Source organism: Pseudomonas aegrilactucae, assembly GCF_019168305.1.
Taxonomy (GTDB): domain Bacteria; phylum Pseudomonadota; class Gammaproteobacteria; order Pseudomonadales; family Pseudomonadaceae; genus Aquipseudomonas; species Aquipseudomonas aegrilactucae.
The window spans coordinates 16,349-40,789 of the sequence record NZ_JAHTBI010000080.1 but is presented as its reverse complement, the minus strand read 5'-3'; the positions used below and the strand labels follow the sequence as shown (position 1 = coordinate 40,789).

The window sequence follows — 24,441 nt, the reverse complement described above, 5'->3', positions numbered from 1 at the left end:
GCCTACTCGGCGCCTTCCCCCGCCATCCGCCGCTCATACTGAAAGCGCCAGCGCACATACAACAGCGCACTCACGAACAACCCCAGGCTGATCGCCACCTCCAGCCACCCCAGCAGCGCCCGCGCCGGGTCGAACGCGGCCAGCACGCCCTTGATGAAGTACAGGTTCACCACAAAGCACGTCCATGCATGCGCCCGTGCACTGCCCATCAGCATACCCGGCAGCACCAGCAGCAGCGGCACCAGCTCGATGGCCAGAATCACCCCGGTGCGTGCGCCGTGCAGGTCGGCAAACCACAGGTTGTTCACCGTCAGCAGCGTGATCAGGCCCAGGAACGTCGCCAGGCTCACTACCCGCGTCACACGCAGGCGCGGCGCCAGCCATTGCAGCGGTGGCAGCACCTTGGGCTTCTTAGCCACGGCCGTTCTCCAGCAGCAGGGCGGTACTCGCCAGGCGTTGGCCCAGGGCACGGCACAGGGCGATTTCGTCGGCGTCCAGGTCGCGCTTGCCATCGGCCCCGGCATGGTGGCTGGCGCCATACGGCGTGCCACCGCCACGGGTTTCGAGCAAGGCCGACTCGCTGTAGGGCAGCCCCATGATCAGCATGCCGTGGTGCATCAGCGGCAGCAGCATCGACAGCAGCGTCGATTCCTGCCCGCCGTGCAGGCTGGCGGTGGAGGTGAATGCCGCTGCCGGCTTGCCCACCAGGCCGCCGCTGAGCCACAGGCTGCTGGTGCCGTCGATGAAGTACTTGAGCGGCGCCGCCATGTTGCCGAAACGCGTCGGGCTGCCCAGGGCCAGGCCCGAACAATGGCGCAGGTCGTCGAGGGTGGCATACAGCGCGCCGGTCTCGGGAATGTCCGGGGCCACGGCTTCGCATTCGGTGGAAATCGCCGGCACGGTGCGCAGACGCGCCTCCAGCCCGCCCAGTTCCACGCCGCGGGCAATCTGCCGGGCCATTTCGCTGGTGGAGCCATGGCGGCTGTAGAACAGGATCAGGATGTACGGCGCGCTCACGGCAGAATCTCCAGCACCTTCTCGGGCGGACGGCCGATCACGGCCTTGTCGCCCGCCACCAGGATCGGCCGTTCGATCAGCTTCGGGTGCTTGACCATGGCGTCGATCAACTGCGCGTCGCTCAAGGCCGGGTTGGCCAGCTCGAGGCTTTTGTATTCGTCTTCACCGCTGCGCAGTAGCTGGCGTGCACCGATGCCCAGCTTGCCGAGCAGGTCGTCGAGCGTGGCGGCATCGGGCGGGGTTTCCAGATAGCGCACCACGGTCGGGGCCAGGCCACGGGCTTCGAGCAATTCCAGGGCGCTGCGCGATTTGGAGCAGCGAGGGTTGTGATACAGGGTCAGGTCGGTCATGTTCGGGTCGCATCTGGCAGGGTGTGGCGGCTATTCTAACCGCAGCGAATTGGCATTTTGCCTGAATCTTGAAGAAGGATTGACCCATGACAAGGCGATTGGCGGCAGCCCTGGCCATTACCGCGAGCCTGCTGCTCGTTGGATGCGGTGCGGACTACGGCCTCGACCAGAACGGCAATACGGTGAAGGCCGAGCAGATCGAAGGACGCTGGGTGGTGCTCAACTACTGGGCCGAATGGTGCGGGCCGTGCCGTACCGAGATCCCTGAACTGAATGCCGCCGCCAAGGACTGGCAGGCCCAGGGCGTGACCGTGGTGGGGGTGAATTTCGACGGGTTGCGCGGCGAGGAACTGAAGAAGGCCAGCGAAGCGCTGGGCATCGGCTTCACCGTGTTGGCCGACGACCCGGCCGAACGCTACGAACTGCCGCGCAGCGAAGCCTTGCCGGTGACCTACATCATCGATGACAAGGGCAAGGTGCGTGAGCAGTTGATGGGCGAGCAGACGGCCGAAGGGCTGGCCGAGAAGATCAAGGTGCTCAAGGGCGCCTGATCGGCGCTGCGCCTTTCGCTGGCAAGCCAGCTCCCACAGGGGCAGCACTGCTCTCAAGAACAGTGAAGAGCCTGTGGGAGCTGGCTTGCCAGCGAAGGGCGCGATGCGGTCTGTCAGCCTTCCTCAGGCCAGAACCGCAACGGCTTGCCCTGTTCAGGCCAGAAGCGCACCTGCTCGATCGGCGAGATATCCCAGCGCTGCACGGTTTCCAGTGCCTGGAGGAAGCGTTTTTCCTGCTCCATCAAGGCCGGCGCGCATTGCTTGCGGGTACGGCCGACCTTGCCAAAACTGAGCTTGTCGTCCTGCAGCGTATACGGCGCGAACCAGTGGTTGCAGCCGGCATTGCCATAGGCCCGGCCATCCTCGGCCAGGGTCAGGGTCAGGTGGCTGTAGTCGATCAGCGGACGTTCGCCGATCCACTCCAGCACATAGCTCTGTTCCTGCTTGAGCTTGATCGGCTCGGCTGCGCAGCCCGCCAGGGTTGCCGCAGCGATAGCGCAGAACACCACGGGTTTCACTTTGCAGCCTCCTGACAGTTGCGGCACAGGTGCTTGTCGCCCTGGGTGCTCCAGCCCAGCTCGGCGATGCGAGCCACGGCCGCCGGTTTCTGCGCCTTGCTGCCCAGCTTGGCATCCACGGCAAATTCGAACGCCAGGCTGGCCTCGCAGCCATTGCAGTTGACTTGCCAGGTGTGGATCGCCAGTTCGCCGAACACCGGGCCCGCCGCCACCGCAACCCATTGGCCGGTGGGGTTGATCAGGTGGCGCACGGTCTCGACCGTCAGGCGCATCGACAGGGTCTTGCTGCCCTTGAGGGTCACCAGCAGGACGTCGCCCTTCTGGATCGAGCCGCCGTTGCCGGTGACCTGGTAGCGGCCCGGCACCAGCGAGCGGCATTCGATCAGGGTGTGTTGCGGGTTAAACAGGGTGTAGCGGAAATCGTGTTCGACCATGGGTCCTCCAAATATGCCGCGTATCCTAGCATCAACCCTCGACCAGATTCTGCGGATTACCTGCCGCCCAGCGGGCAATGTTCTCAAGCGTGGTCGCGGCAATCGCTGCCAGCGCTTCGCGGGTCAGGAACGCCTGGTGCGCGGTGACGATCACGTTGGGGAAGGTCAGCAGCCTTGCCAGCACGTCGTCCTGCAGCGGCAGGTCGGAGCGGTCTTCGAAAAAGAGCTGCGCTTCCTCCTCGTACACATCCAGCCCCAGGTAGCCGAGCTGGCCGCTCTTGAGCGCCTCGATCAGCGCCGGGGTGTTCACCAGCGCACCGCGCCCGGTATTGATCAGCATCGCGCCAGGTTGCAGGCTGGCCAGGCTTTGCGGGTTGATCAGGTGCTGGGTCTGCGCGGTCAGCGGGCAGTGCAGGCTGATGATCTGGGCTTCTCGCAGCAGGTCCGGCAGGTCCAGGTAACGCGCACCCAGCGCCTGGACCTGCGGGTTGGGGCAGGGGTCGTAGGCCAGCAACTGGCAGCCGAAGCCGGCCATGATGCGCGCAAAGGCCAGGCCGATCTGGCCGGTGCCGACCACGCCCACGGTCTTGCCGTGCAGGTCGAAGCCGGTCAGGCCGTGCAGGCTGAAGTCACCTTCGCGGGTGCGGTTGTAGGCACGGTGCAGGCGTCGGTTGAGCGCAAGTATCAGCGCCACCGCATGTTCGGCCACGGCATGCGGCGAGTAGGCCGGCACACGTACCACCGCCAGCCCCAGGCGCCTGGCGGCCGCCAGGTCGACATGGTTGTAGCCGGCCGAGCGCAGCGCGATCAGGCGTGTGCCGCCGGCCTGGAGGCGTTCCAGTACCGGTGCACCGAGGTCGTCGTTGATGAAGGCGCAGACCACCTCGTAGCCGGCCGCCAGGGCTGCGGTGTCTTCGCTCAGGCGGGCGCTCTGGTAGTGCAGCGCCAGCTGCGCCGCCCCCGGCGCCGTGCTGAAGCTGTCCTGATCATACGGTTGGCTGCTGAAGAGCAAGGCGTGCATGGCATCGTTCCTGACAATCGAATGCCGCCAGTGTAGCCAACCGATACAACCCTGGCCTTGCCCGAGATCAGGCGCTCAGTCGCGCCGCCAGCGTGAGGCGGCTGATGGCCTGGTCCAGCTCGTCGAGGGCTTGCTGGGCTTCGGGGGCGTCCTGTTTGAGCAGCGTTTCGCTGCGCTGGCAGGCGGCGCGCAGCTGCGGTACGCCACAGTAGCGGGTGGCACCGTTGAGGCGGTGCACGCGCTCGATGGTGGCATGCCGGTCAGCGGCCTCGCGGGCTTCACGGATGGCATCCCGGTCCTCGTCCAGCGAAGCCAGCAGCATGGCCAGCATGTCGGCGGCCAGATCCGGCTTGCCGGCTGCCAGGCGCAGGCCTTCGTCCGGGTCGAGCACCTTGAGTTCCTGACTGTCCACGGGTGTTTCGGCGCTGCGCTCGCTGGCCGGGCTGCCCAGTTGCAGGCCGGTCCACTTGAGCACCACCTGGGACAGCTGGCGCTCGCTGATCGGCTTGGTCAGGTAATCATCCATGCCGCTGTGCAGCAGGGCGCGCTTCTCGTTGGCCATGGCGTGGGCGGTCAGGGCCACGATCGGCAACGCAGGGTCGGTGCGCGTGCTTTCCCAGCTGCGGATCTGTTCGGTGCACTCGCGCCCGTCCATCACCGGCATCTGCACATCCATCAATACCAGGTCGAAGGTGTCGTTCTGTACCGCGCTGATCGCCGCATGCCCGCTGTCGACCGCCAGCACGTCGGCGCCCAGGTCCTCGAGCAAGGTCTGCACCAGCAGCAGGTTGGCCGGGTTGTCGTCGACGCACAGCACCTTGGGTTGGCGCTGGCCGCTGGGTACCTTGATTTCGTGGCTGATGCGCCGTGGCTGCACCAGCTCCAGCAGCGCCCGGCGTACCTTGCGCGTGCAGGCGGGCTTGGCGTGCAACTGGCCATGGGCGTTGGGCAGGTGCGGGTGGTACAGGGCCTGTTCGGTGGTGGGGCACAGCACCAGTGCCTGGCAGGCGAACTGCTCCAGGCGCTGGATATGTACGCCCAGGCGCTCCGGCGGCAGGTCTTGCAGGTTTACCCCCAGGATCGCCAGCTCGAACGGCTGGCCGCCAAGGTGGGCCGCTTCCACGCCCTTGAGCAATTGATCGATAGTGGTGAACGCGGTGACGTCCAGGCCGCAGTCCTCGAGCTGATGCACCAGGGCCTGGCGTGCCAGCTCGTGGCCGTCGACCACCGCCGTGCGCCGCCCCTGCAGCGGCGGCAGCGGCAGGTCTTCGGCGTCATCGCGGGCTTTGGGCAGGTTGAGGCTGATCCAGAACTGCGAGCCCTCGCCAGGCGTGCTGTCGACGCCGATCTCACCGCCCATCTGCTCGATCAGACGCTTGGAGATCACCAGCCCCAGGCCGGTGCCGCCGGGCTGGCGCGAAAGTGAATTGTCGGCCTGGCTGAAGGCCTGGAACAGGGCGCGCACATCCTGGCTGGACAGGCCGATGCCGGTGTCCTGTACGCAGATGCGCAACTGCACGCTGTCCTCGCCGTCTTCCTCCAGCATGGCGCGGGCCACGATGGTGCCTTCGCGGGTGAACTTGATCGCGTTGCTCACCAGGTTGGTGAGGATCTGCTTGAGCCGCAGCGGGTCGCCCACCAGCGACAGCGGTGTGTCGCGGTACACCAGGCTGACCAGTTCCAGCTGCTTGGCGTGGGCGGCCGGGGCGAGGATGGTCAGGGTGTCCTGGATCAGGTCGCGCAGGTTGAACGGAATGCTGTCGAGCACCAGCTTGCCGGCCTCGATCTTGGAGAAGTCGAGAATCTCGTTGATGATCCCCAGCAGGCTGTCGGCGGACTTCTCGATGGTGCCCAGGTAGTCGAACTGGCGTGGCGTGAGTTCGCTTTTCTGCAACAGGTGGGTAAAGCCCAGAATGCCGTTGAGCGGCGTTCGGATCTCGTGGCTCATGTTGGCCAGGAATTCGGACTTGATGCGGCTGGCCTCCAGGGCCTCCTTGCGCGCCATGTCCAGCTCGATGTTCTGGATCTCGATGGTTTCCAGGTTCTGGCGCACGTCTTCGGTGGCCTGGTCGATGCTGTGCTGCAACTCTTCATGGGCGTTGTGCAGGGTTTCGGCCATGCGATTGATGCCGCTGGCCAACTCGTCGAGTTCATGGCTGCCCATGCTCGGCAGGCGCTGTTCGAGGTTGCCGTCCTTGAGCTGGTTGACCGCGAACTTGATCTGGCTGATGGGGCCGTTGATGGTGCGGCTCATGCGCAAGGCCAGCAGGGCGGTTGCGCCCAGGCCGATGAAAATCAGCAGCAGGCTGGCGAACAGGCTGCGGTAGCCACGCAGCAAGGTGCCGTCATGCGACAGCTCGATCTCGACCCAGCCCAGCAGGCGGTCGGCCTCGGCCGGGATACGTTCGCCGGCAAGGTCGCGGTGACGGCCGAACACCGGCAGCAGATAGCGCGTGGCATCGTTGCCGCTGCGTTGCAGCAACTGGGTGCCGCTACCGCCCGGCTGCTGGTTGAGCATGCTCGGGCCGGCGTGGACCAATGGGTTGCGGTCGGGCTCCAGGAACGAGACGGCGCGCACATCGGCCTGCTCCAGCGCTTCGGCGGCGATGCGCTCCAGTTGCGCCGGGTCGTTGCGCACCAGCGCGGGGGCCACCAGGGGCGCCAGCTGTTCGGCGATCATCTTGCCGCGCTGCAGCAGTTGGGTCTGCAGCTCGTTTTGTTGCAACCAGGTGAAATAGCCTCCCAGCACCAGCGCCATCATGCCGGCAGGCAGCAAGGCCAGCAGCAGGACGCGGCTTCTGATTCCCAATCGATTCAGCACGCCCACTCTCCTGTGCTCGTCTAGCGCTGTAGGACCTTCGTCGGCTCATTCCGACGGTTGAGCGGGGAAAATTACCGCGACTGCCTAGGTAATGCACTCATTTGTATCTATTTTTGTCGATTGTAGGGCGCATCCTACGCTTTGGTCGGCTCAATTTGCCTGGGGAGGGGGGGATGCTCAATAATTGCGCAATTGAGATGTGCCAGCACCCGCCAATGAATCCCGCCGCCACCTCTGCCTCAAACATACTTGCCATCGAGGACGATCCGGTGCTGGGTGCGCACCTGCATGAGCAGCTTGTGCGCAACGGTTTTCGGGTGACCTGGTGCCGTGATGGCGGCGAGGGGCTGCAACTGGCCAGCCAGCGCGGTTTCGATGTCGTGCTGATGGACATCCTGCTGCCGGGCATGAGCGGGTTGGAGGCACTGGCGCAGTTGCGCAGGACCAGCTCGGTCCCGGTGATCCTGATCTCGGCGCTGGGCGCCGAGGCCGACCGTATCACCGGGTTTGAGCACGGCGCGGACGACTACCTGCCCAAGCCGTTCAGCATGCTCGAGTTGCGCGTGCGCATCGAGGCGATCCTGCGTCGGGTGGCGCTGGAGCGTCGGCACCCGCCCAGGGTGAGCATGCTCGGTGGTCAGTTGCACTTCGACGAACGGGCCTGTGATGTCAGTCATGCCCGGCAATGGGCCGGCCTGACGCCCAGCGAGTACCGCCTGCTCGACACCCTTTACCGCAACGAGGAGGAGGTGTTGAGCAAGGCGTTCCTTTATCAGCACGTGCTGCAACGCGGCTATGCACGGCATGACCGCAGCCTGGACATGCACGTGAGCCAGATCCGCCGCAAGCTCAAGGCCGTGGGCTACCTGGAGCGTCAGGTGCGCACGGTGTGGGGCAAGGGCTACGTGCTCAGCGCTGGCGAGGTCAGTTGACGTGCTCGGTCGTCAGTCCCGGCAAGCCAGTTGTCCGCAGCCGGCGTCGACGCTTATAGCTTGCAGCTATAACCCCCAACCATTGCGTGATATGGGCCCACGCCGTTTGCCGGTATGATAGGCGCCCCCGCAGTCCGGATTGCGAACTACGCCATGACCTTGCAGTACCCTACCATCGCCGATTGCGTCGGCCACACGCCCCTGGTTCGCCTGCAGCGCATGGCTGGCGACACCACCAATACCCTCCTGCTCAAGCTCGAAGGCAACAACCCGGCAGGCTCGGTCAAGGACCGTCCGGCGTTGTCGATGATCACCCGCGCCGAACTGCGCGGGCAGATCAAGCCCGGTGCCACGCTGATCGAGGCCACCTCCGGCAACACCGGCATCGCCCTGGCGATGGCGGCGGCGATCAAGGGTTACAAGATGATCCTGATCATGCCCGACAACTCCAGCGCCGAACGCAAGGCGGCCATGACCGCCTATGGCGCCGAGCTGATCCTGGTCAGCAAGGAAGAGGGCATGGAGGGCGCGCGCGACCTCGCCGAGCGGCTGCAGGCCGAAGGCCGTGGCCAGGTGCTCGACCAGTTCGGCAACGGGGACAATCCCGAGGCCCACTACCTCAGCACCGGCCCGGAAATCTGGCAGCAGACCGGCGCCAGCATCACCCATTTCGTCAGTTCCATGGGCACCACGGGCACCATCATGGGCTGCTCGCGCTACCTCAAGGAGCAGAACCCCAACGTGCAGATCGTCGGCCTGCAGCCGATGGAAGGCTCGGCGATCCCCGGGATCCGCCGTTGGCCCCACGAGTACCTGCCGAAGATCTTCGATGCCAGCCGCGTCGACCGCGTGGTCGACATGGCCCAGAGCGAAGCCGAGGACACTACCCGTCGGCTGGCCCGCGAAGAGGGCATTTTCTGTGGCGTGTCCTCCGGTGGTGCGGTGGCGGCAATGCTGCGCCTGTCGCGCGAGCTGGAGAACGCCGTGATGGTGGCGATTATCTGTGACCGTGGCGACCGTTACCTGTCGACCGGCATTTTCGACGCGGATCGCTGATGTCCAAAGCCAAACGCAACAACGGCCTGCGCTTTCAACCGGCCGGTGGTACCCGTACGCCCCAGGTGCCGACGGGCAAGAAGCAGCGCCTGAGCATCGAGCGCCTGGCCGGTGACGGTCGCGGCATCGCCTTTGTCGAGGGGCGCACCTGGTTCGTCAGTGGCGCACTGGCCGGCGAGGAGGTCGAGGCGCGTGTGCTCAATGCCCACGCCAAGGTGGTCGAGGCGCGCCTGGAGCGTGTATTCACCCCCAGCGAGGCACGTCGCCCGGCACCCTGCAAGCATTTTGACCGCTGCGGTGGCTGCAACCTGCAGCACCTGCCACATGCCGATCAGCTTGAGCTCAAGCAGCGCCTGCTGGCCGAACAGCTGCAGCGGGTGGCCGGTGTGGTGCCCGAGCAGTGGGCCGCGCCGTTGTCCGGCCCCGAGTTCGGCTACCGGCGCCGTGCGCGGGTAGCGGTGCGCTGGGACGTCAAAGCCAAGCGACTCGACGTGGGTTTTCGCGCCGAGGCCAGCCAGGACATCATCGCCATCGACGATTGCCCGGTGCTGGTACAACCCTTGCAGTCGATTCTGCGTCACTTGCCACTGCTGCTGCGCAGCCTGAGCAAGCCGCAGGTGGTCGGGCATGTCGAATTGTTCAGTGGCACCGCGCTGGCACTGCTGCTGCGTCATACCGCGCCGTTGCCCGAAAGCGACCTGGCATGCCTGCAGGCGTTTTGCAGCGAGGCGGGCGTACAACTCTGGTTACAAGGTGAGGGCGAACCGGCACCGGTCGATGCGGCTGACACGCTAGGGTTTACTCTGGAGCCGTGGAAGCTGGAATTGGCCTACAGGCCGGGTGACTTCGTGCAGGTCAACGCACAGGTCAATACCGCGATGATCGAACAGGCCCTGGCCTGGCTCGCACCGCAGCCCGACGAGCGTGTGCTCGACCTGTTCTGCGGCCTGGGCAACTTTGCCTTGCCGCTGGCCAGGCAGGCCCGCGAGGTGGTGGCGGTGGAGGGCGTGCAGGCGATGGTCGAGCGCGCTGCGGCCAATGCGCGTAGCAACAATCTGCATAACACGCAGTTTTTTCAGGCCGATTTATCCCAGCCACTGACGACGTCAGGCTGGGCGGCCGGTGGCTTTTCTGCGGTACTCTTGGATCCACCGCGTGACGGTGCCTACGAGGTGGTCCGCAAGATTGCCGCACTCGGCGCCAGGCGTCTGGTCTATGTGTCGTGCAACCCGGCGACACTGGCCCGCGACACCGTCGAGCTGGTCAAACAGGGTTACCGGTTAAAATGTGCCGGGATCCTCGACATGTTTCCGCAGACTGCGCATGTCGAGGCCATGGCGTTATTCGAGGTGGGTTAGCGACGCTGGCCTGCTCGGTGTTGCCCCTTCGATCTGGCAGGGTGACACCTGTGTTTTCAAGCGCATCACGCATGCGCTGTAGGGAAAGGTAGACAAAGATGGTACAGGTGAGAGTGCACCAGCCGGTCAACACCGACGGCAGTATCAATCTCGAAGCATGGCTGGATCATGTGGTCAGCGTCGACCTGGCGCTGGACCGGGAAGCCCTCAAGGCGGCCTGCGAGTTTGCTCAGGACATCGAGAAAAAGGGTAACCCGGCCAAGCATTCCTGGGCCGACGGTACCTCCAGCTTCCAGGCGGGCCTGGAGATCGCCGAGATCCTCGCCGACCTCAAGCTGGACCAGGACTCGCTGGTGGCGGCAGTCATCTACCGCGCGGTGCGTGAAGGCAAGGTGACCCTGGCCGAAGTCGGCCAGCGCTTCGGCGCAGTGGTGTCCAAGCTGATCGACGGTGTGCTGCGCATGGCGGCCATCAGCGCCAGCCTCAGCCCGCGGCATTCGCTGGTACTGGGCTCGCAGGCGCAGGTGGAGAACCTGCGCAAGATGCTCGTGGCCATGGTCGACGACGTTCGCGTGGCGCTGATCAAGCTGGCCGAACGCACCTGTGCGATCCGTGCGGTGAAGGGCGCCGATGACGAAAAGCGCAACCGCGTGGCCCGCGAAGTCTTCGATATCTATGCGCCGCTGGCCCACCGCCTGGGCATCGGGCATATCAAGTGGGAACTCGAAGACCTTTCGTTCCGTTACCTGGAGCCCGACCAGTACAAGCAGATCGCCAAGCTGCTGCATGAACGCCGGCTCGATCGCGAGCGCTTCATCAGCGACGTGATGAACCAGTTGCAGAACGAGCTGCTGGCCACTGGCGTCAAGGCCGATATCAGCGGCCGGGCAAAACATATCTATTCGATCTGGCGCAAGATGCAGCGCAAGGGTCTGGAGTTCAGCCAGATCTACGACGTGCGTGCGGTGCGCGTGCTGGTACCGGAAATGCGCGACTGCTACACCGCGCTGGGTATCGTGCACACCTTGTGGCGGCACATCCCGAAAGAATTCGACGACTACATCGCCAACCCCAAGGAAAACGGCTATCGCTCGCTGCACACTGCGGTGATCGGTCCCGAGGGCAAGGTGCTGGAAGTGCAGATCCGCACCCACGCCATGCACGAGGAAGCCGAGCTTGGCGTGTGTGCGCACTGGCGTTACAAGGGTACTGACGTCAAGCCGAGCTCCAACCACTACGAAGAGAAGATCTCGTGGTTGCGCCAGGTGCTGGAATGGCACGAGGAACTGGGTGATATCGGTGGCCTGGCCGAGCAGTTGCGCGTTGATATCGAGCCGGACCGGGTCTACGTGTTCACCCCCGACGGGCATGCCATCGACCTGCCCAAGGGCGCCACGCCGCTGGACTTCGCCTACCGCGTGCACACCGAGATCGGCCACAACTGCCGTGGCGCCAAGATCAACGGGCGCATCGTGCCGCTCAACTACAGCCTGCAGACCGGTGAACAGGTCGAGATCATCACCAGCAAGCACGGTAACCCGAGTCGTGACTGGCTGAACTCCAACCTGGGCTACGTCACCACTTCGCGGGCGCGGGCCAAGATCGTGCACTGGTTCAAGCTGCAGGCGCGCGACCAGAACGTCGCGGCCGGCAAGACCCTGCTCGAGCGCGAACTCAGCCGCCTGGGCCTGCCGCAGGTGGACTTCGAGCGCCTGGCCGAAAAGGCCAACCTCAAGACTGCCGAAGACATGTTCGCCTCGCTGGGCGCCGGCGACCTGCGCCTGGCGCATCTGGTCAACGCCGCGCAGCAACTGGTGGAGCCGGACCGCATCGACCATGTCGAGCTGGTACCGCGCAAGGCCACCGGCTACAAGCCGGGCAAGCGTGGCGACATCCAGATCCAGGGCGTGGGCAACCTGCTGACGCAGATGGCCGGGTGCTGCCAGCCGCTGCCGGGCGATGCGATCGTCGGCTACATCACCGTGGGCCGTGGGGTGACCATTCACCGCCAGGACTGCGCCTCGGTGCTGCAACTGGCCGGACGTGAGCCGGAGCGGATCATCCAGGTCAGCTGGGGGCCGGTGCCGGTGCAGACCTACCCGGTGGACATCGTCATCCGTGCGTACGACCGTCCGGGGCTGCTGCGCGATGTGTCGCAGGTGTTGCTCAACGAGCGGATCAACGTGCTGGCGGTGAACACGCGCTCGAACAAGGAAGACAACACCGCGTTGATGTCGCTGACCATCGAGATCCCCGGCCTGGACGCGCTGGGGCGCTTGCTGGGGCGGATCTCGCAGTTGCCCAACATCATCGAGACGCGGCGCAACCGTACGCCATAAGGCCGCCTTCGCTGGCAAGCCAGCTCCCACAAGGTTCTGCATGCACCGTAGACCCTGTGGGAGCTGGCTTGCCAGCGAAGGGGCCGCAACTGTCGATCCAGAGACCTGAAGATGTACACCCTAGACGACCTGCTCCACCTCATGGCACGCCTGCGCGACCCGCAATATGGCTGCCCATGGGACCTCAAGCAGACCTACGCCACGATCATCCCGCACACCCTGGAAGAAGCCTACGAAGTGGCCGACGCCATCGAGCGCAGCGACTTCGAACACCTGCAGGGTGAACTCGGCGACCTGCTGTTCCAGGTGGTGTATTACGCCCAGCTGGCCCGCGAAGAAGGCCGTTTCGAATTTTCCGGGGTCATCGACAGCATCACCCGCAAGCTGATCCGCCGTCACCCGCATGTATTCCCCACCGGTGAGCTGTACGCGCCGCTGGACCTGCCCTCGCTCGACGAAGAGCAGGTCAGGCAGCGCTGGGAGCAGATCAAGGCCCAGGAGCGCGCCGAAAAGGGCGAGCCTGAACAACTGTCGCTGCTCGACGATGTGCCGGCGGCCTTGCCGGCCTTGTCGCGCGCCGCCAAACTGCAGAAACGTGCCGCCCAGGTCGGGTTTGACTGGGACGATGCACTGCCGGTGCTGGACAAGGTGCGCGAGGAGCTCGATGAAGTGCTCCAGGCCATGGCCGACAACGATCCGGCGGCGTTGGCCGACGAGGTAGGCGACCTGCTGTTCGCTACCGTCAACCTGGCCCGCCACCTCAAGCTGGACCCGGAAAACGCCCTGCGTGGCGCCAACCGCAAGTTCGAACGACGTTTCCGATTTATCGAACAGGCATTGCGCGACAGGGGGCGTCCGATTGAAGATTGCACCCTCGAAGACTTGGATGCGCTCTGGGGCGAAGCCAAACGTCAGGAAAAGAACCTGCCCAGCTGCGGCTGAGCTGTTGCATAAGTGAGTGAACACCGATGAGCCTTTCCCTTCGTGACCAACTGCTCAAAGCCGGCCTGGTCAACCAGAAGCAGGTCAAGCAGGTCAGCAAAGAACAGAAGAAACAGAAACGCCTGGAGCACAAAGGCCAGGTCGAGGTAGACGATACCCAGCAGCGCCTGGCCAAGGACGCCATGGCTGAAAAGGCCAAGCGTGATCAGGAGCTCAACCGCCAGCAACAGGAGAAGGCCGAGCAGAAGGCCCGTGCCGCCCAGGTCAAGCAGTTGATCGAAGTATCGCGCCTGCCCAAGCTGACCACCGAGGACTACTACAACTTCGTTGACGACAAGAAGGTCAAGCGCCTGTCGGTCAACGCGCTGATGCGCAGCAAGCTCAGCAGCGGTTCGCTGGCGATCGTGCAGCACGGCGGTGGCTACGAGGTGATCCCGCGTGAAGCGGCGCTGAAGATCCAGGAGCGCGACCCGCAGCGCATCGTGCTGCTCAATACCCAGGTCGAAGCACCGGATGCGGATGACCCGTACGCCGCCTACGTCATCCCGGATGACCTGATGTGGTAAGCATGACAAACCCCGCCTAGGCGGGGTTTGTTGTTGCTGGAGGGGCAGTTATTGAGGCTGGCGCCTGGCTTCGAGGAACTCCAGCTCGATGCGGTAGCTGTGGGCTTCCTGTTCATTGTGGAACATGCCGACCAGTTGGTCCTGCTGGTGCACATCCCAGATGCGCACGCCGGCGGCCACGCCTTCGTGGGACAGTTTCGATTCATCGCGCTCAGTTACTTTGACAGTCATCTGCTAACTCCAAATCCAGTTAACTGCGGCACCGTGTCGCAGGACTCTTTTATAGAATCTGTTAGCAGCCTAAGTAAATGCCTGCCGCATGAAACATCTTTCATGCCTTGCGGGCCCCTTCGCTGGCAAGCCAGCTCCCACAGGGTTTTGTGAGCGCCCGAGTACCCTGTGGGAGCTGGCTTGCCAGCGAAGAAGCCAGCGCAAATCTCAATAAAAAACCCCGCACCAGGCGGGGTTTCGGGTGAAGCTGGCAGGCGGGCTATCAGTTGCCCTTGACCGCCTTGCCATCGACCGTACCGTCCTGCAGCACGATCACATACTCCTTGCCGTCGGTCTCGACCTGGCGCAGTTGCACCAGCAGGTAGTCCCAGTCCTTGGCGAACCACAGCTCGGTGACGCGCTTGCTCTGGCTCGGGTCGCGCACGCGCTCGACCTTGATCGCGGCCACCTGGCCGGTCTTGGTGGTGACCTTCTCCGTACCCAGCACGCGGAAGTCGTAGGTGTCGATCTCGTCGCCATCCACCACCTGGTAGGTCATGCTCTTCTTGCCGGCCGCCACGTCATGCTGCAGGGCCAGTTGATAGGAAGACTTGTCCAGCACGCCACGGTTGAGCGGCAGGTTGACCGCGTCGCCACGGTCTTTGCCGGTGATCTTCTTGCTCGACCAGTCGAAGTCCAGGTCGACTTTCTTGGCTTTGCCCAGGCCGCCACGCTCGAAGTGGTAGGTCTGCGGCAGCAGGGTGTCCTTGTCCAGGCGCAGGGTACTTTGCTCGGTCAGGCTGGCGATCACCATCGAGGCCTTGAAGTTGAGGCTCCAGGTCCCGTTGGCGTTCTTTTCCAGGCTGCGCTCGGCGGTGCCGCTCATGGGCAGTTGCTTCCAGTCAGCGGTGTAGCTGGCCGAGAAAGGCTTCAGATCGGCTGCCTGAAGCGGTAAAGCGAGCACGGCGAGTGCGAAGAGCAGGGCACGACGCATAAAATCTCCTAGGGTCGAATCAAGTGGCCGCTGGCCGCCAGGGGCTGGCCATCCAGTAGAGCACCGTGCTCGCCCAGGCGCAAACGGCCTTCGGCGAACCAGCGCACCGCCAGCGGATAAATCGCGTGTTCCTGGCTGTGAACCCTCTGCGCCAGACGTTGCGGCGTGTCATCCGAGACTACCGGGATTACAGCCTGTACGACCAGCGGCCCGCCATCGAGTTCCTCAGTGACGAAATGCACGCTGCAGCCATGCTCGCTATCCCCCGCCTCCAGCGCGCGCTGGTGAGTATGCAGGCCCTTGTACTTGGGCAGCAGGGAGGGGTGGATATTGAGCAGGCGGCCCTGGTAGTGCCGCACGAAGCCGGCACTGAGGATACGCATGAAGCCGGCCAGTACCACCAACTGCGGCGTGAAGCCGTCGATCAGCTCGACCAGCGCCGTGTCGAATGCCTCGCGGCCGTCGAAGGCCTTGTGGTCGAGCACGGCGGTGTCGATGCCCGCATCGCGGGCGCGCTGCAGGCCATAGGCATCGGCGCGGTTGGAGATCACTGCACGGATCCGCACCGGGCTGTCGCCGGTGCGGGTGCTGTCGATCAATGCTTGCAGGTTGCTGCCGGTGCCAGACAGCAGCACCACTACATCACAAGGCGTACTCGGCATCAGTGCGCCTTGAGGTTCTTCAGCTCGACCTGGGCAGCGCCTTCGGCGGCCGTGGCGATCTGGCCGATCACCCATGGCTGCTCGCCGGCTGCACGCAGTACGTTCAGGGCGTTCTCGACCTGGTCCTGGCCAACGCAGATGACCATGCCGACGCCGCAGTTGAGCACGCGGTGCATTTCGGTCTCGTCGACGTTGCCTTGCTGCTGCAGCCAGTCGAACACCGCCGGGCGCTGCCAGCTGGCCACGTCAACCACGGCCTGGGCGCCTTTTGGCAGTACGCGCGGGATGTTGTCGAGCAGGCCGCCACCGGTGATGTGGGCCATGGCCTTGACCGCGCCGGTGTCCTTGATCAGCTTGAGCAGCGGCTTGACGTAGATGCGCGTCGGCGCCATCAGCAGTTCGGTCAGCGGCTTGCCGTCGAGCTGGATGGTCTCGATGTCGGCACCGGCGACTTCGATGATCTTGCGGATCAGCGAGTAGCCGTTGGAGTGCGGGCCCGACGACGGCAGCGCGATCAGTGCGTCGCCAGCGGCAACCCTGGAGCCGTCGATGATCTCGGCCTTTTCCACCACGCCGACGCAGAAGCCGGCCAGGTCGTAGTCTTCGCCTTCGTACATGCCAGGCATTTCAGCGGTTTCGCCGCCTACCAGCGAGCAGCCTGCCAGTTCGCAGCCAGCGCCGATACCGGTGACCACGTCAGCCGCGGTGTCGACGTTGAGCTTGCCGGTGGCGTAGTAGTCGAGGAAGAACAGCGGCTCGGCGCCACACACCACCAGGTCGTTGACGCACATCGCGACCAGGTCCTGGCCGATGGTGTCGTGCTTGTTCAGGTTCAGTGCCAGGCGCAGCTTGGTGCCGACGCCGTCGGTGCCCGAGACCAGTACCGGTTGCTTGTAGCCTGCCGGGATTTCGCAGAGGGCGCCGAAGCCCCCCAGGCCGCCCATGACTTCCGGGCGCGCCGTGCGCTTGGCGACGCCTTTGATGCGTTCGACCAATGCTTCACCGGCGTCGATGTCTACACCGGCGTCCTTGTAGCTCAGGGAGGGTTGCTTGCTCATGATCCAGGCCTTTAGGGGGAGGGATTCGGGGGAATCGACCGTGACCTGCCAGGCAATGCGAGGGTTTTCCTGCTGCCTGACCGTCGCCGGTCTGCGAAGGCGCGCGATTTTATCAGGGTTACCCGGTAGCGGCCATCCTCAGGCCGACGGGCAGGGCCCGAATCATCATAAAAACATTGATTCGGTGCTGCGGCTGGTTGCCGCGCCACCGGCTGTATAAGGTATAGGGAATGAAATTTGACCGCACGGCTGAATGTTTTGCCGGCGCGGGCGGTCAGAGCTTCACGTTCGATTGACCGCGCTTTCTATTTACCTGGACAGGAATCCTCCATGCGTTTGCGTTCATACCTGGCCGTTGGCTGCCTTGCCTTGTTTGGCCTGAGCGTTCAGGCCCAAACCCTCACCGGCTTGTATCAGGTACGCGAGCCGGTCAATGGCCAGGGCGCCGAAGCCCGCGCCCAGGCCACTCAGAATGCCCTGAGTACGCTGGTGCTGCGCCTCACCGGCGACCCCAAGGCACCGCAGAGCGCGGGCCTGGCAGCCTTGCGCAAGGACCCGCAGCAAATCATCAGCCAGTTCGGCTTCGAGGCCGGCCCGCCCGAGACGGCGCTGGTGGAGTTCGATCCTGGCAGTACCGAGCGTGCACTGCGCAAGGCCGGGCTGGCGCTGTGGGGCAGCAACCGCCCGGCGATCCTCGGCTGGTGGCTGAACGACAGCGTGGGCGGCTCGAGCCTGGTCGGCGATGGCCAGAGCAGCGCCGAGCCGCTGCGCCGTGCAGCCCAGCACCGTGGCCTGCCGCTGCGCCTGCCGCTGGGTGACCTTCAGGAACAACTGGTGGCGACCGCCAGCAACCTTGAAGGGACCGACCCTGCGCCGTTGCGCGAAGCCTCCGAGCGCTACGCCGCCGACGCATTGCTGGCGGTGCATGCCACCGAGACCGATGGCAATTGGCAAGGCACCTGGCGCCTCTGGCTGGGTGACCAGCGCGAGCAGGGCAAGGTAGAGGGTGCCGATCAGGCCGCCCTGGCCGACGCGGTGATGCTGGCGGTGAGCACGCGCCTGGCGCCGCGTTTCGTCGCGCGGCCCGGCGCTACCGGCGACAATCAGGTGCAGGTGCAGGGCATGACCCTGGAGCACTATGCTCAACTGGGGCAGTTGCTGGAGCCACTGGGTGGGTACCTGATCCATGTCGACGGCGATACCCTGACCTACCAGGTCAGCGGCAGCGCCGATCAGTTACGTGCGCAGTTGAGCCTGGGCAAGTTGCAGGAAGTGCCGGTCGAGCCCGCGGCACCGGCGGCCCCCGCCGAGCCCGGCGCGGAGCAAGCGGTGGCTCCTGCACCGTTCAAAGGTTTGCGGTTTCGTTGGTGAGGAGCGTCATTAGATGATGGATACACGCCGTTGGGTGTGGTTGGTGGTGGCGCTGGTAATCGGCACGCTGCTGTACTTTTTGCATGGGATTCTTTCACCGTTCCTGGTGGGCATCCTGCTGGCGTACCTGGCCGACCCGCTGGTCGACCGCCTGGAGCGCGCCGGCCTGTCGCGCACCTGGGGGGTGGTGGCGGTGTTCGCACTGTTCAGCCTGGTGTTCCTGGCGATGCTGCTGGTGCTGATACCGATGCTGGCCAAGCAACTGGTGCGCCTCTACGAGCTGGCGCCACAGATGCTCGACTGGTTGCAGCACGTGGCGCTGCCGTGGGTGCAGGCGCGGCTGGGGCTGGCCGACGGGTTCTGGAAGTTCGACAAGATCAAGGCTGCGATCAGCGAGCACATGGGCCAGACCACCGATATCGTCGGTATCGTGCTGTCCCAGGCCACGGCCTCGGGCCTGGCGCTGGTGGGCTGGCTGGCGAACCTGGTGCTGATTCCGGTAGTGGGCTTCTACCTGCTGCGCGACTGGGACCTGATGATGGCCAAGCTGCGTCGGCTGCTGCCGCGCCAGCGCGAAGAGCAGGTGGTGTCGCTGGCGGGGGAGTGCCACGAAGTGCTCGGTGCCTTCGTACGCGGCCAGTTGCTGGTAATGCTGGCGCTGGGCGTGATCTATGCGGCGGGCCTGATGCTGGTGGGCCTGGAACTGGGCCTGCTGATCGGTATCCTGGCGGGGCTTGCGGCCATCGTGCCGTACATGGGCTTCATCATCGGTATCGGTGCGGCACTGGTTGCCGGCATGTTCCAGTTTGGCGGCGAGCTGTACCCGATGCTCGGGATCGTCGCGGTCTTCATGGTTGGTCAGGCGCTTGAAGGCATGGTGCTGACGCCGATGCTGGTGGGCGATCGCATCGGCCTGCACCCGGTGGCGGTGATCTTCGCGATCCTGGCCGGTGGCGAACTGTTCGGTTTCACTGGCGTGCTGTTGGCGTTGCCGGTGGCGGCGGTGATCATGGTGCTGCTGCGGCACATGCACGACCTGTATAAGGAGTCGGACATGTATGCTGGTGAAATAGACCCGGACCTATAGAAGGACACCCTGCGTGATGGAGCATGAAACGGAGCACGCCTGCGCATTGGCAGGCGTGATGGATGCATTGCCGCTGCTGGCTGATGATCTGGATGAGGATGATGTGGCAGCGGCCCTGCAGCAGCAGGGCTACTCGCGGCGGGATGCCGAAAAGCTCACTATGTTCGTGCCGTCGGCGTTTTCCTGGGTGGTGCTCAAGCGCCTGGGGCTCGAATCGCTGCCCAGTCATTTCACCGCCTATGACCAGGACGACAATGCGGTCAGGATCCCGGTTGCCGGCCAGCACTACTTCACCGCAGCGCTGACCCTGGCCTATAACACCTTCGAGAATGGCTGGAGCACTGCCGTACCGCGGCACACCTTTGAGTGCGTTGCCGGGCGCAGTAGCGAGATGAATGCAGCCAACAAGGTGCTGGACAAGGAAGGATCGCTCGAAGGGGCAGAGATCAACACGGTGGAGCTGTTTCGCCTGAGTGCAGAAGAACTGCTGGAGGATTGACCCATGTTCCCCCACTGCGCCGTGCAAGCCTTTGATTTTGCTGACGCATTGTGCGGCCGGCGTGACGGGTATAAACTTTGCAGACTTTTCACAAAAGGCCCCTTGCGGTTCTTCGGGACTGCCCAGCCAGCATGAAACCGATCCAGTTGCCCCTGGGTGTGCGTCTGCGTGATGACGCCACCTTCATCAACTACTATCCGGGTGCCAACGCCGCCGCTTTGGGCTACGTCGAGCGACTCTGCGAAGCCGACGCCGGCTGGACCGAAAGCCTGATCTACCTGTGGGGCAAGCAAGGCGTGGGGCGCACCCACCTGCTGCAGGCAGCGTGCCTGCGCTTCGAGCAACTGGGCGAACCGGCGGTGTACCTGCCCCTGGCACAATTGCTCGACCGCGGTGTCGAACTGCTCGACAACCTGGAGCAGTACGAACTGGTCTGCCTGGATGACCTGCACGTGATTGCCGGCAAGCCGGACTGGGAAGAGGCCATGTTCCACCTGTTCAACCGCCTGCGCGACAGTGGCCGGCGCCTGTTGCTGGCGGCCTCCAGCTCCCCGCGCGAACTGCCGATCAAGCTGGCCGACCTCAAGTCGCGCCTGACCCTGGCACTGATTTTCCAGATGCGTGCGCTGTCGGACGAAGACAAGTTGCGCGCCTTGCAACTGCGTGCGTCACGCCGTGGCCTGCACATGACCGACGAGGTCGGGCACTTCATTCTTACCCGCGGCACGCGCAGCATGAGCGCGTTGTTCGACCTGCTCGAGCGTCTTGACCAGGCCTCCCTGCAAGCGCAGCGCAAGCTGACGATCCCGTTTTTGAAAGAGACATTGGGCTGGTAGGGCCGTCCCAGAGCCTCGGCACATAAAAGTCACATTTTTTTCGATTGAATTTGCAAATCGATCCGATAGAAGGCATAGTCTCGGCTTCTTTAAATTCAAGCCACGGTCGTGCCCATGCTAAATCGCTTCGCACCCCTCGTGCCTCTCGCACTTGTGACCCTGCTGTTCGGTTGCGCGACCACCGGTCCCGTTCACCAGCAACAGGCTCCAGCTCCGATTACTGCCCAGGCTGCTGCCAAGCCTTCCACCGATGCGTCGGTGTTCGAAGAAGAACTGGCCACCGAGCAAGACCTGGAAGCCTTCTCCTCCAGCAGCAAGCCTTACCAGTTGCCAGCCCTGGCCGACAACATCCTCGAACGTGGCATGTCCCTGATCGGTACGCGTTACCGTTTCGGCGGCACCTCCGAGAAGTCCGGTTTTGATTGCAGTGGTTTCATTGGTTACCTGTTCCGCGAAGAGGCCGGCATGAACCTGCCGCGCTCGACCCGCGAAATGATCAACGTGAAAGCCCCGCTGGTGGCCCGCAACAACCTCAAGCCAGGTGACCTGCTGTTCTTCAGCACCAATGGTCGCGGTCGCGTGAGCCATGCGGGCATCTACCTGGGTGATGACCAGTTCATCCACTCCAGCAGCCGTCGCAGCGGTGGTGTACGCATCGACAACCTCGGTGATCGCTACTGGAGCAAGACCTTCATAGAAGCCAAGCGCGCGCTGGCCATGGCACCGACCACGCTGTCGCGTAACTGAGCCTCACGCGTTTCTCCCGCACGGCGGCGTAGCTGAAAAGCTCGCCGCCGTGCGTGTTTACAGAAAACGTCTAATCTAATTTCTCACCTATTTCCGACTCAGGGTCGGGCGGCTTCAGACAGGATGTTCTGACGATGTCGACAATCGCGCGTGTTGCTGTACTTTCCCTGGTGGCGCTGCTCGGTGCCTGCTCCAGCCATGCCCCGCGCCAGCCCAGGGTGGTCGAGCCTGCGGTGATGGCGCCTCAGGTGTATTTCTCGCCAGTGGCCGAGGACGTGCTGTTCCGGGCGCTGGGCCTGGTGGGTACGCCGTACCGCTGGGGCGGCAATACCCCGGATTCGGGCTTCGACTGCAGTGGGCTGATTGGCTACGTGTACCGTGATGCGGCGGGTATCGCCTTGCCGCGTTCGACCCGCGAGATGATCGGCATCCGGGCGCCGAACATCGACAAGGGCGCCCTGCAGTCGGGTGACCTGGTGTTCTTCGCCACCAATGGCGGCAGCCAGGTGAGCCATGCGGGCATCTACGTGGGCGAGGGGCGCTTCGTGCACGCGCCGGCCACGGGTGGCACGGTGCGCCTGGATTACCTGTCCAACAGCTACTGGCAAAAGACCTACCTGAATGCCAAGCGTGTGCTGCAGCCGGCGCATCTGGCGCGTAATCCCTGATCTGGCCTGCTCGGCTCCTGCACTACTGCAGGAGCCGGCGCGGCGATTACTGCGCCTTGCTCACCCGCCAGATCACATTGCCTACATCATCCGCCACCAACACCCCGCCGCGCTGGTCATTGACCACCCCCACCGGTCGCCCCATGGCCTTGCCATCATCATTCAAAAACCCGGTCAGCAGGTCGATCGGCTTGCCGGCCGGCATGCCCGCCGTGCCGAACGGTACGAAGATCACCTTGTAGCCACTGTGCGGCTTGCGGTTCCATGAACCATGCTGGCCGATCAGCGCGCCCTGCTCGAACGGCGGCGGCAGTGCGCCAGGCTGCGCAAAGGTCAGCCCCAGCGAGGCCGTGTGCGGCCCTACGGCGTAGTCCGGGGCAATCGCACTGGCCACCCGTTGTGCATCCTGCGGCTGCACCCGCACGTCCACATGCTGCCCGTAGTAGCTGTAGGGCCAGCCGTAGAAGCCACCGTCCTTCACCGAGGTGATGTAGTCGGGTACCAGATCGCTGCCGATTTCGTCACGCTCGTTCACTGCCGTCCACAAGCGCCCGCTGTGGGGTTCCCAGGCCATGCCATTGGGGTTGCGCAGGCCGGTGGCGAACAGTCGCTGCTGGCCGCTGGCCGGGTCGACTTCCCAGATCGCCGCACGGCCTTTCTCCTGGTCCATGCCGTTTTCGCCCACGTTGCTGTTGGAGCCCACGGTCACGTACAGCTTCTTGCCGTCGGGGCTGGCAATCACGTTCTTGGTCCAGTGGTGGTTCAGCGTGCCACCGGGCAGGTCGACTACCGGGCTGCCTGGGCCCTCGATCGAGGTCGCCCCGGGCGTGTATTTGAAACGCAGCAACCGGTCGGTGTCGGCCACATAGAAGTCATTGCCAACCAACGCCATGCCGAAGGGAGAATTGAGCCCTTCGACAAAGGTGGTGCGGGTTTCTGCCACGCCATCCTGGTCGCTGTCACGCAGCAGGGTGATGCGGTTGGCGCTGGGCACGCCGGCGCCTGCGCGGTCCATGACCTTGCCCATCACCCAGCCCTTGATGCCCTTGCCATCCTCGGGCTTGGGTGGAGCGTTGGTTTCGGCCACCAGCACGTCGCCGTTGGGCAACACGTACAGCCAGCGTGGGTGGTCGAGCTTGTCGGCAAAGGCGGCGACGCGAGTGCCAGGCGCCGCCTTGGGCGTGACGCCTGCCGGCCAACCGATCGCCGGGGCGATGTTCACCGTGGGGATCAGGGTCTTGTTCGGCTCCGGCAACTGCGGCGAGGGGCCGGTGCCATCGGTGACCTGCAGCCGGGCGTTCTCGCCACAGGCCGCTAGCCCGGTAGTGAATGCCAGCAGTACAGCAATGCGCAGTGTGCCCATGATCGGTGTTCCTCGCGAAGCATGCCTGGATAGAAAGTAGAGGTGGGCACGTCAGCGAGGTTCCATCGGGCCAGTCTTCAGACCTGCTTGAGCAACAAGGCGATACCCGGGTGATAGCGCCCGACATCGTCGTGCAGCTTGCGGTAACCATAGGGGAAGGACCAGGCGATGGCGCAGGCATTCTGCTTTTGCAGGTCGTCCACCAGGTCTTGCAGCTCTTCGGGGCTGGCGTGCTGGCCGGCCTTGTACGGGCTGACGAACAGGGCGGCGACCTTGAGCTGGCTGGCATAGGCGATGTGTCGGGCCAGGGCCACGCTTTCCTGCAGCGCCTCGGCGAGGTCGAGCTTGCCGACCTTTGGCCAGCGCTGCGAGACCTGCAGGTAGGCCTTCTCTTCCTTGCTGGCAATCAGCATGTCGCAGTGCGCGTCGCGCTCACCTTCCTCGCGCTGCTTTTTGGTCTGTGCACCTTGCAGGGTGACCAGTTCGGCCTGCCAGGCGGCCGCGCAGAGCACGCCGGTGTTGGCCTCCTGGCCCTGCCAATAAGGGGCTTCGCCATCGCCCAGGGTCTGGTTGAAGCGTTCCAGGCACTCGGCCCAGCGTTCAAGCGCCGGACGCAGAAACTCCAGGCGGGCATTGTTGATGATCAGACCTTGCATGCTGTGCTCCCTTGTTATTGTTGGTCGAGACGCGCCACGATTGATGGCTATGTGATATCACTCAGGCAAGTGTTGCACAAGATGACAGAAGCGCCATTGATCCAGGCCGCTTGGCAGCACCATTGATTGACGCTCATGGCCCAACCCTCTAACCTTCGCGGCGTGTTTCAGGTGCTCTGTGGCCTGTGGGTCGGCAGGGTGAAACAGGGAAGCCGGTGGGCGCGCAGGGCGCGCGATTCCGGCGCTGCCCCCGCAACGGTAAATGAGTCGGGCTCACGCGATGCCACTGGGCTGCCACCCCCCGGGAAGGCGCGCGGGCCGGGTTGTCGCAGACCCGCTCATGAGCCCGGAGACCGGCCTGTCACAGCTCAACGGCATCACGGAG

The 24,441-nt window shown here is 64.3% G+C and carries 26 protein-coding genes and 1 riboswitch; of the genes, 13 read left to right on the top strand and 13 right to left on the bottom strand.

Features of this window, described 5'->3' with window-relative positions; all coding sequences use genetic code 11:
• Positions 1-2: 2 nt before the first annotated feature.
• From KUO17_RS20740 to arsC, 3 genes are read right to left on the bottom strand one after another with little or no spacing between them, the layout of a single operon-like run.
• On the bottom strand, positions 3-419 hold the full coding sequence (locus KUO17_RS20740; protein ID WP_217977380.1) for a DUF2069 domain-containing protein: 417 nt from the start codon (positions 417-419) through the stop codon (positions 3-5).
• Positions 412-1,017, bottom strand: coding sequence for an NAD(P)H:quinone oxidoreductase (gene wrbA, locus KUO17_RS20735; RefSeq protein WP_217977379.1), 606 nt, complete (start codon positions 1,015-1,017; stop codon positions 412-414). The genes KUO17_RS20740 and wrbA overlap by 8 nt, the downstream gene beginning before the upstream one ends.
• Positions 1,014-1,367, bottom strand: coding sequence for an arsenate reductase (glutaredoxin) (gene arsC / locus KUO17_RS20730; protein ID WP_217977378.1), 354 nt, complete (start codon positions 1,365-1,367; stop codon positions 1,014-1,016). The genes wrbA and arsC overlap by 4 nt, the downstream gene beginning before the upstream one ends.
• 86 nt (positions 1,368-1,453) lie before the next feature.
• Between arsC and KUO17_RS20725 the strand changes: the two genes are divergently transcribed.
• Entirely contained in the window at positions 1,454-1,918 is a 465-nt protein-coding gene (locus tag KUO17_RS20725) for a TlpA disulfide reductase family protein (RefSeq protein WP_217977377.1), read from the top strand.
• Between the two features lie 113 nt (positions 1,919-2,031).
• On the opposite strand, the gene KUO17_RS20720 is transcribed toward KUO17_RS20725, so the two are convergent.
• The 4 genes from KUO17_RS20720 to KUO17_RS20705 form a co-directional block, all read right to left on the bottom strand.
• Positions 2,032-2,436 (bottom strand): META domain-containing protein, encoded by a 405-nt coding sequence (locus KUO17_RS20720; RefSeq protein WP_217977376.1) that lies wholly within the window; start codon positions 2,434-2,436, stop codon positions 2,032-2,034.
• Entirely contained in the window at positions 2,433-2,870 is a 438-nt protein-coding gene (locus KUO17_RS20715; RefSeq protein ID WP_217977375.1) for a hypothetical protein, read from the bottom strand. The genes KUO17_RS20720 and KUO17_RS20715 overlap by 4 nt, the downstream gene beginning before the upstream one ends.
• Before the next feature lie 31 nt (positions 2,871-2,901).
• A complete protein-coding gene (locus tag KUO17_RS20710) occupies positions 2,902-3,891 on the bottom strand; it encodes a 2-hydroxyacid dehydrogenase (RefSeq protein ID WP_217977374.1) in 990 nt (329 codons plus the stop codon).
• 67 nt (positions 3,892-3,958) lie between these two features.
• A complete protein-coding gene (locus tag KUO17_RS20705) occupies positions 3,959-6,712 on the bottom strand; it encodes a response regulator (protein ID WP_217977373.1) in 2,754 nt (917 codons plus the stop codon).
• Positions 6,713-6,927: 215 nt separating this feature from the next.
• On the opposite strand from KUO17_RS20705, the gene KUO17_RS20700 reads away from it, so the two are divergent.
• From KUO17_RS20700 to KUO17_RS20675, 6 genes are all read left to right on the top strand, one after another.
• Positions 6,928-7,644 carry a response regulator transcription factor gene (locus tag KUO17_RS20700; protein WP_217977372.1) on the top strand — a complete coding sequence of 239 codons (717 nt, stop codon included), beginning with the start codon at positions 6,928-6,930 and terminating at the stop codon, positions 7,642-7,644.
• Positions 7,645-7,797: 153 nt separating this feature from the next.
• Positions 7,798-8,700 (top strand): cysteine synthase CysM, encoded by a 903-nt coding sequence (gene cysM / locus KUO17_RS20695; RefSeq protein ID WP_217977371.1) that lies wholly within the window; start codon positions 7,798-7,800, stop codon positions 8,698-8,700.
• On the top strand, positions 8,700-10,058 hold the full coding sequence (gene rlmD, locus KUO17_RS20690; protein WP_217977370.1) for a 23S rRNA (uracil(1939)-C(5))-methyltransferase RlmD: 1,359 nt from the start codon (positions 8,700-8,702) through the stop codon (positions 10,056-10,058). The genes cysM and rlmD overlap by 1 nt, the downstream gene beginning before the upstream one ends.
• 98 nt (positions 10,059-10,156) lie before the next feature.
• Complete coding sequence (gene relA / locus KUO17_RS20685) at positions 10,157-12,397, top strand: GTP diphosphokinase (RefSeq protein WP_217977369.1); 2,241 nt, start codon at positions 10,157-10,159, stop codon at positions 12,395-12,397.
• 111 nt (positions 12,398-12,508) lie between these two features.
• Positions 12,509-13,339, top strand: a complete 831-nt coding sequence (mazG, locus tag KUO17_RS20680) for a nucleoside triphosphate pyrophosphohydrolase (RefSeq protein ID WP_217977368.1) — start codon at positions 12,509-12,511, stop codon at positions 13,337-13,339.
• Between the two features lie 26 nt (positions 13,340-13,365).
• Entirely contained in the window at positions 13,366-13,905 is a 540-nt protein-coding gene (locus KUO17_RS20675; RefSeq protein WP_163951070.1) for a DUF2058 domain-containing protein, read from the top strand.
• A 48-nt stretch (positions 13,906-13,953) separates the two neighbouring features.
• On the opposite strand, the gene KUO17_RS20670 is transcribed toward KUO17_RS20675, so the two are convergent.
• The 4 genes from KUO17_RS20670 to purM form a co-directional block, all read right to left on the bottom strand.
• The gene (locus tag KUO17_RS20670) at positions 13,954-14,136 is read right to left on the bottom strand and encodes a hypothetical protein (RefSeq protein WP_217977367.1); all 183 of its coding nucleotides are present in this window, start codon (positions 14,134-14,136) and stop codon (positions 13,954-13,956) included.
• A gap of 262 nt (positions 14,137-14,398) precedes the next feature.
• On the bottom strand, positions 14,399-15,109 hold the full coding sequence (locus KUO17_RS20665) for a DUF3108 domain-containing protein (protein WP_217977366.1): 711 nt from the start codon (positions 15,107-15,109) through the stop codon (positions 14,399-14,401).
• 8 nt (positions 15,110-15,117) lie between these two features.
• Complete coding sequence (purN, locus tag KUO17_RS20660; RefSeq protein ID WP_217977365.1) at positions 15,118-15,771, bottom strand: phosphoribosylglycinamide formyltransferase; 654 nt, start codon at positions 15,769-15,771, stop codon at positions 15,118-15,120.
• The gene (gene purM / locus KUO17_RS20655) at positions 15,771-16,829 is read right to left on the bottom strand and encodes a phosphoribosylformylglycinamidine cyclo-ligase (protein ID WP_217977364.1); all 1,059 of its coding nucleotides are present in this window, start codon (positions 16,827-16,829) and stop codon (positions 15,771-15,773) included. The genes purN and purM overlap by 1 nt, the downstream gene beginning before the upstream one ends.
• Before the next feature lie 330 nt (positions 16,830-17,159).
• On the opposite strand from purM, the gene KUO17_RS20650 reads away from it, so the two are divergent.
• The 6 genes from KUO17_RS20650 (at position 17,160) to KUO17_RS20625 (ending at position 22,037) form a co-directional block, all read left to right on the top strand.
• Positions 17,160-18,200: a DUF2066 domain-containing protein gene (locus tag KUO17_RS20650; protein ID WP_217977363.1), complete on the top strand. Its 1,041-nt coding sequence runs from the start codon at positions 17,160-17,162 to the stop codon at positions 18,198-18,200.
• 13 nt (positions 18,201-18,213) lie between these two features.
• On the top strand, positions 18,214-19,287 hold the full coding sequence (locus KUO17_RS20645) for an AI-2E family transporter (protein ID WP_217977362.1): 1,074 nt from the start codon (positions 18,214-18,216) through the stop codon (positions 19,285-19,287).
• Between the two features lie 16 nt (positions 19,288-19,303).
• A complete protein-coding gene (locus KUO17_RS20640; protein ID WP_217977361.1) occupies positions 19,304-19,786 on the top strand; it encodes a hypothetical protein in 483 nt (160 codons plus the stop codon).
• 131 nt (positions 19,787-19,917) lie between these two features.
• On the top strand, positions 19,918-20,622 hold the full coding sequence (hda, locus tag KUO17_RS20635) for a DnaA regulatory inactivator Hda (protein ID WP_217977360.1): 705 nt from the start codon (positions 19,918-19,920) through the stop codon (positions 20,620-20,622).
• 114 nt (positions 20,623-20,736) lie between these two features.
• A complete protein-coding gene (locus tag KUO17_RS20630) occupies positions 20,737-21,369 on the top strand; it encodes a C40 family peptidase (protein WP_217977359.1) in 633 nt (210 codons plus the stop codon).
• Positions 21,370-21,503: 134 nt separating this feature from the next.
• Entirely contained in the window at positions 21,504-22,037 is a 534-nt protein-coding gene (locus KUO17_RS20625) for a C40 family peptidase (protein ID WP_217977358.1), read from the top strand.
• 46 nt (positions 22,038-22,083) lie between these two features.
• Here the strand turns inward: KUO17_RS20625 and KUO17_RS20620 are convergent, their stop codons facing one another.
• Entirely contained in the window at positions 22,084-23,400 is a 1,317-nt protein-coding gene (locus tag KUO17_RS20620) for a PQQ-dependent sugar dehydrogenase (RefSeq protein WP_217977357.1), read from the bottom strand.
• A gap of 77 nt (positions 23,401-23,477) precedes the next feature.
• The gene (locus KUO17_RS20615) at positions 23,478-24,056 is read right to left on the bottom strand and encodes a hypothetical protein (RefSeq protein ID WP_217977356.1); all 579 of its coding nucleotides are present in this window, start codon (positions 24,054-24,056) and stop codon (positions 23,478-23,480) included.
• Between the two features lie 152 nt (positions 24,057-24,208).
• Positions 24,209-24,432: riboswitch (cobalamin riboswitch) on the top strand.
• Positions 24,433-24,441 lie beyond the last annotated feature (9 nt).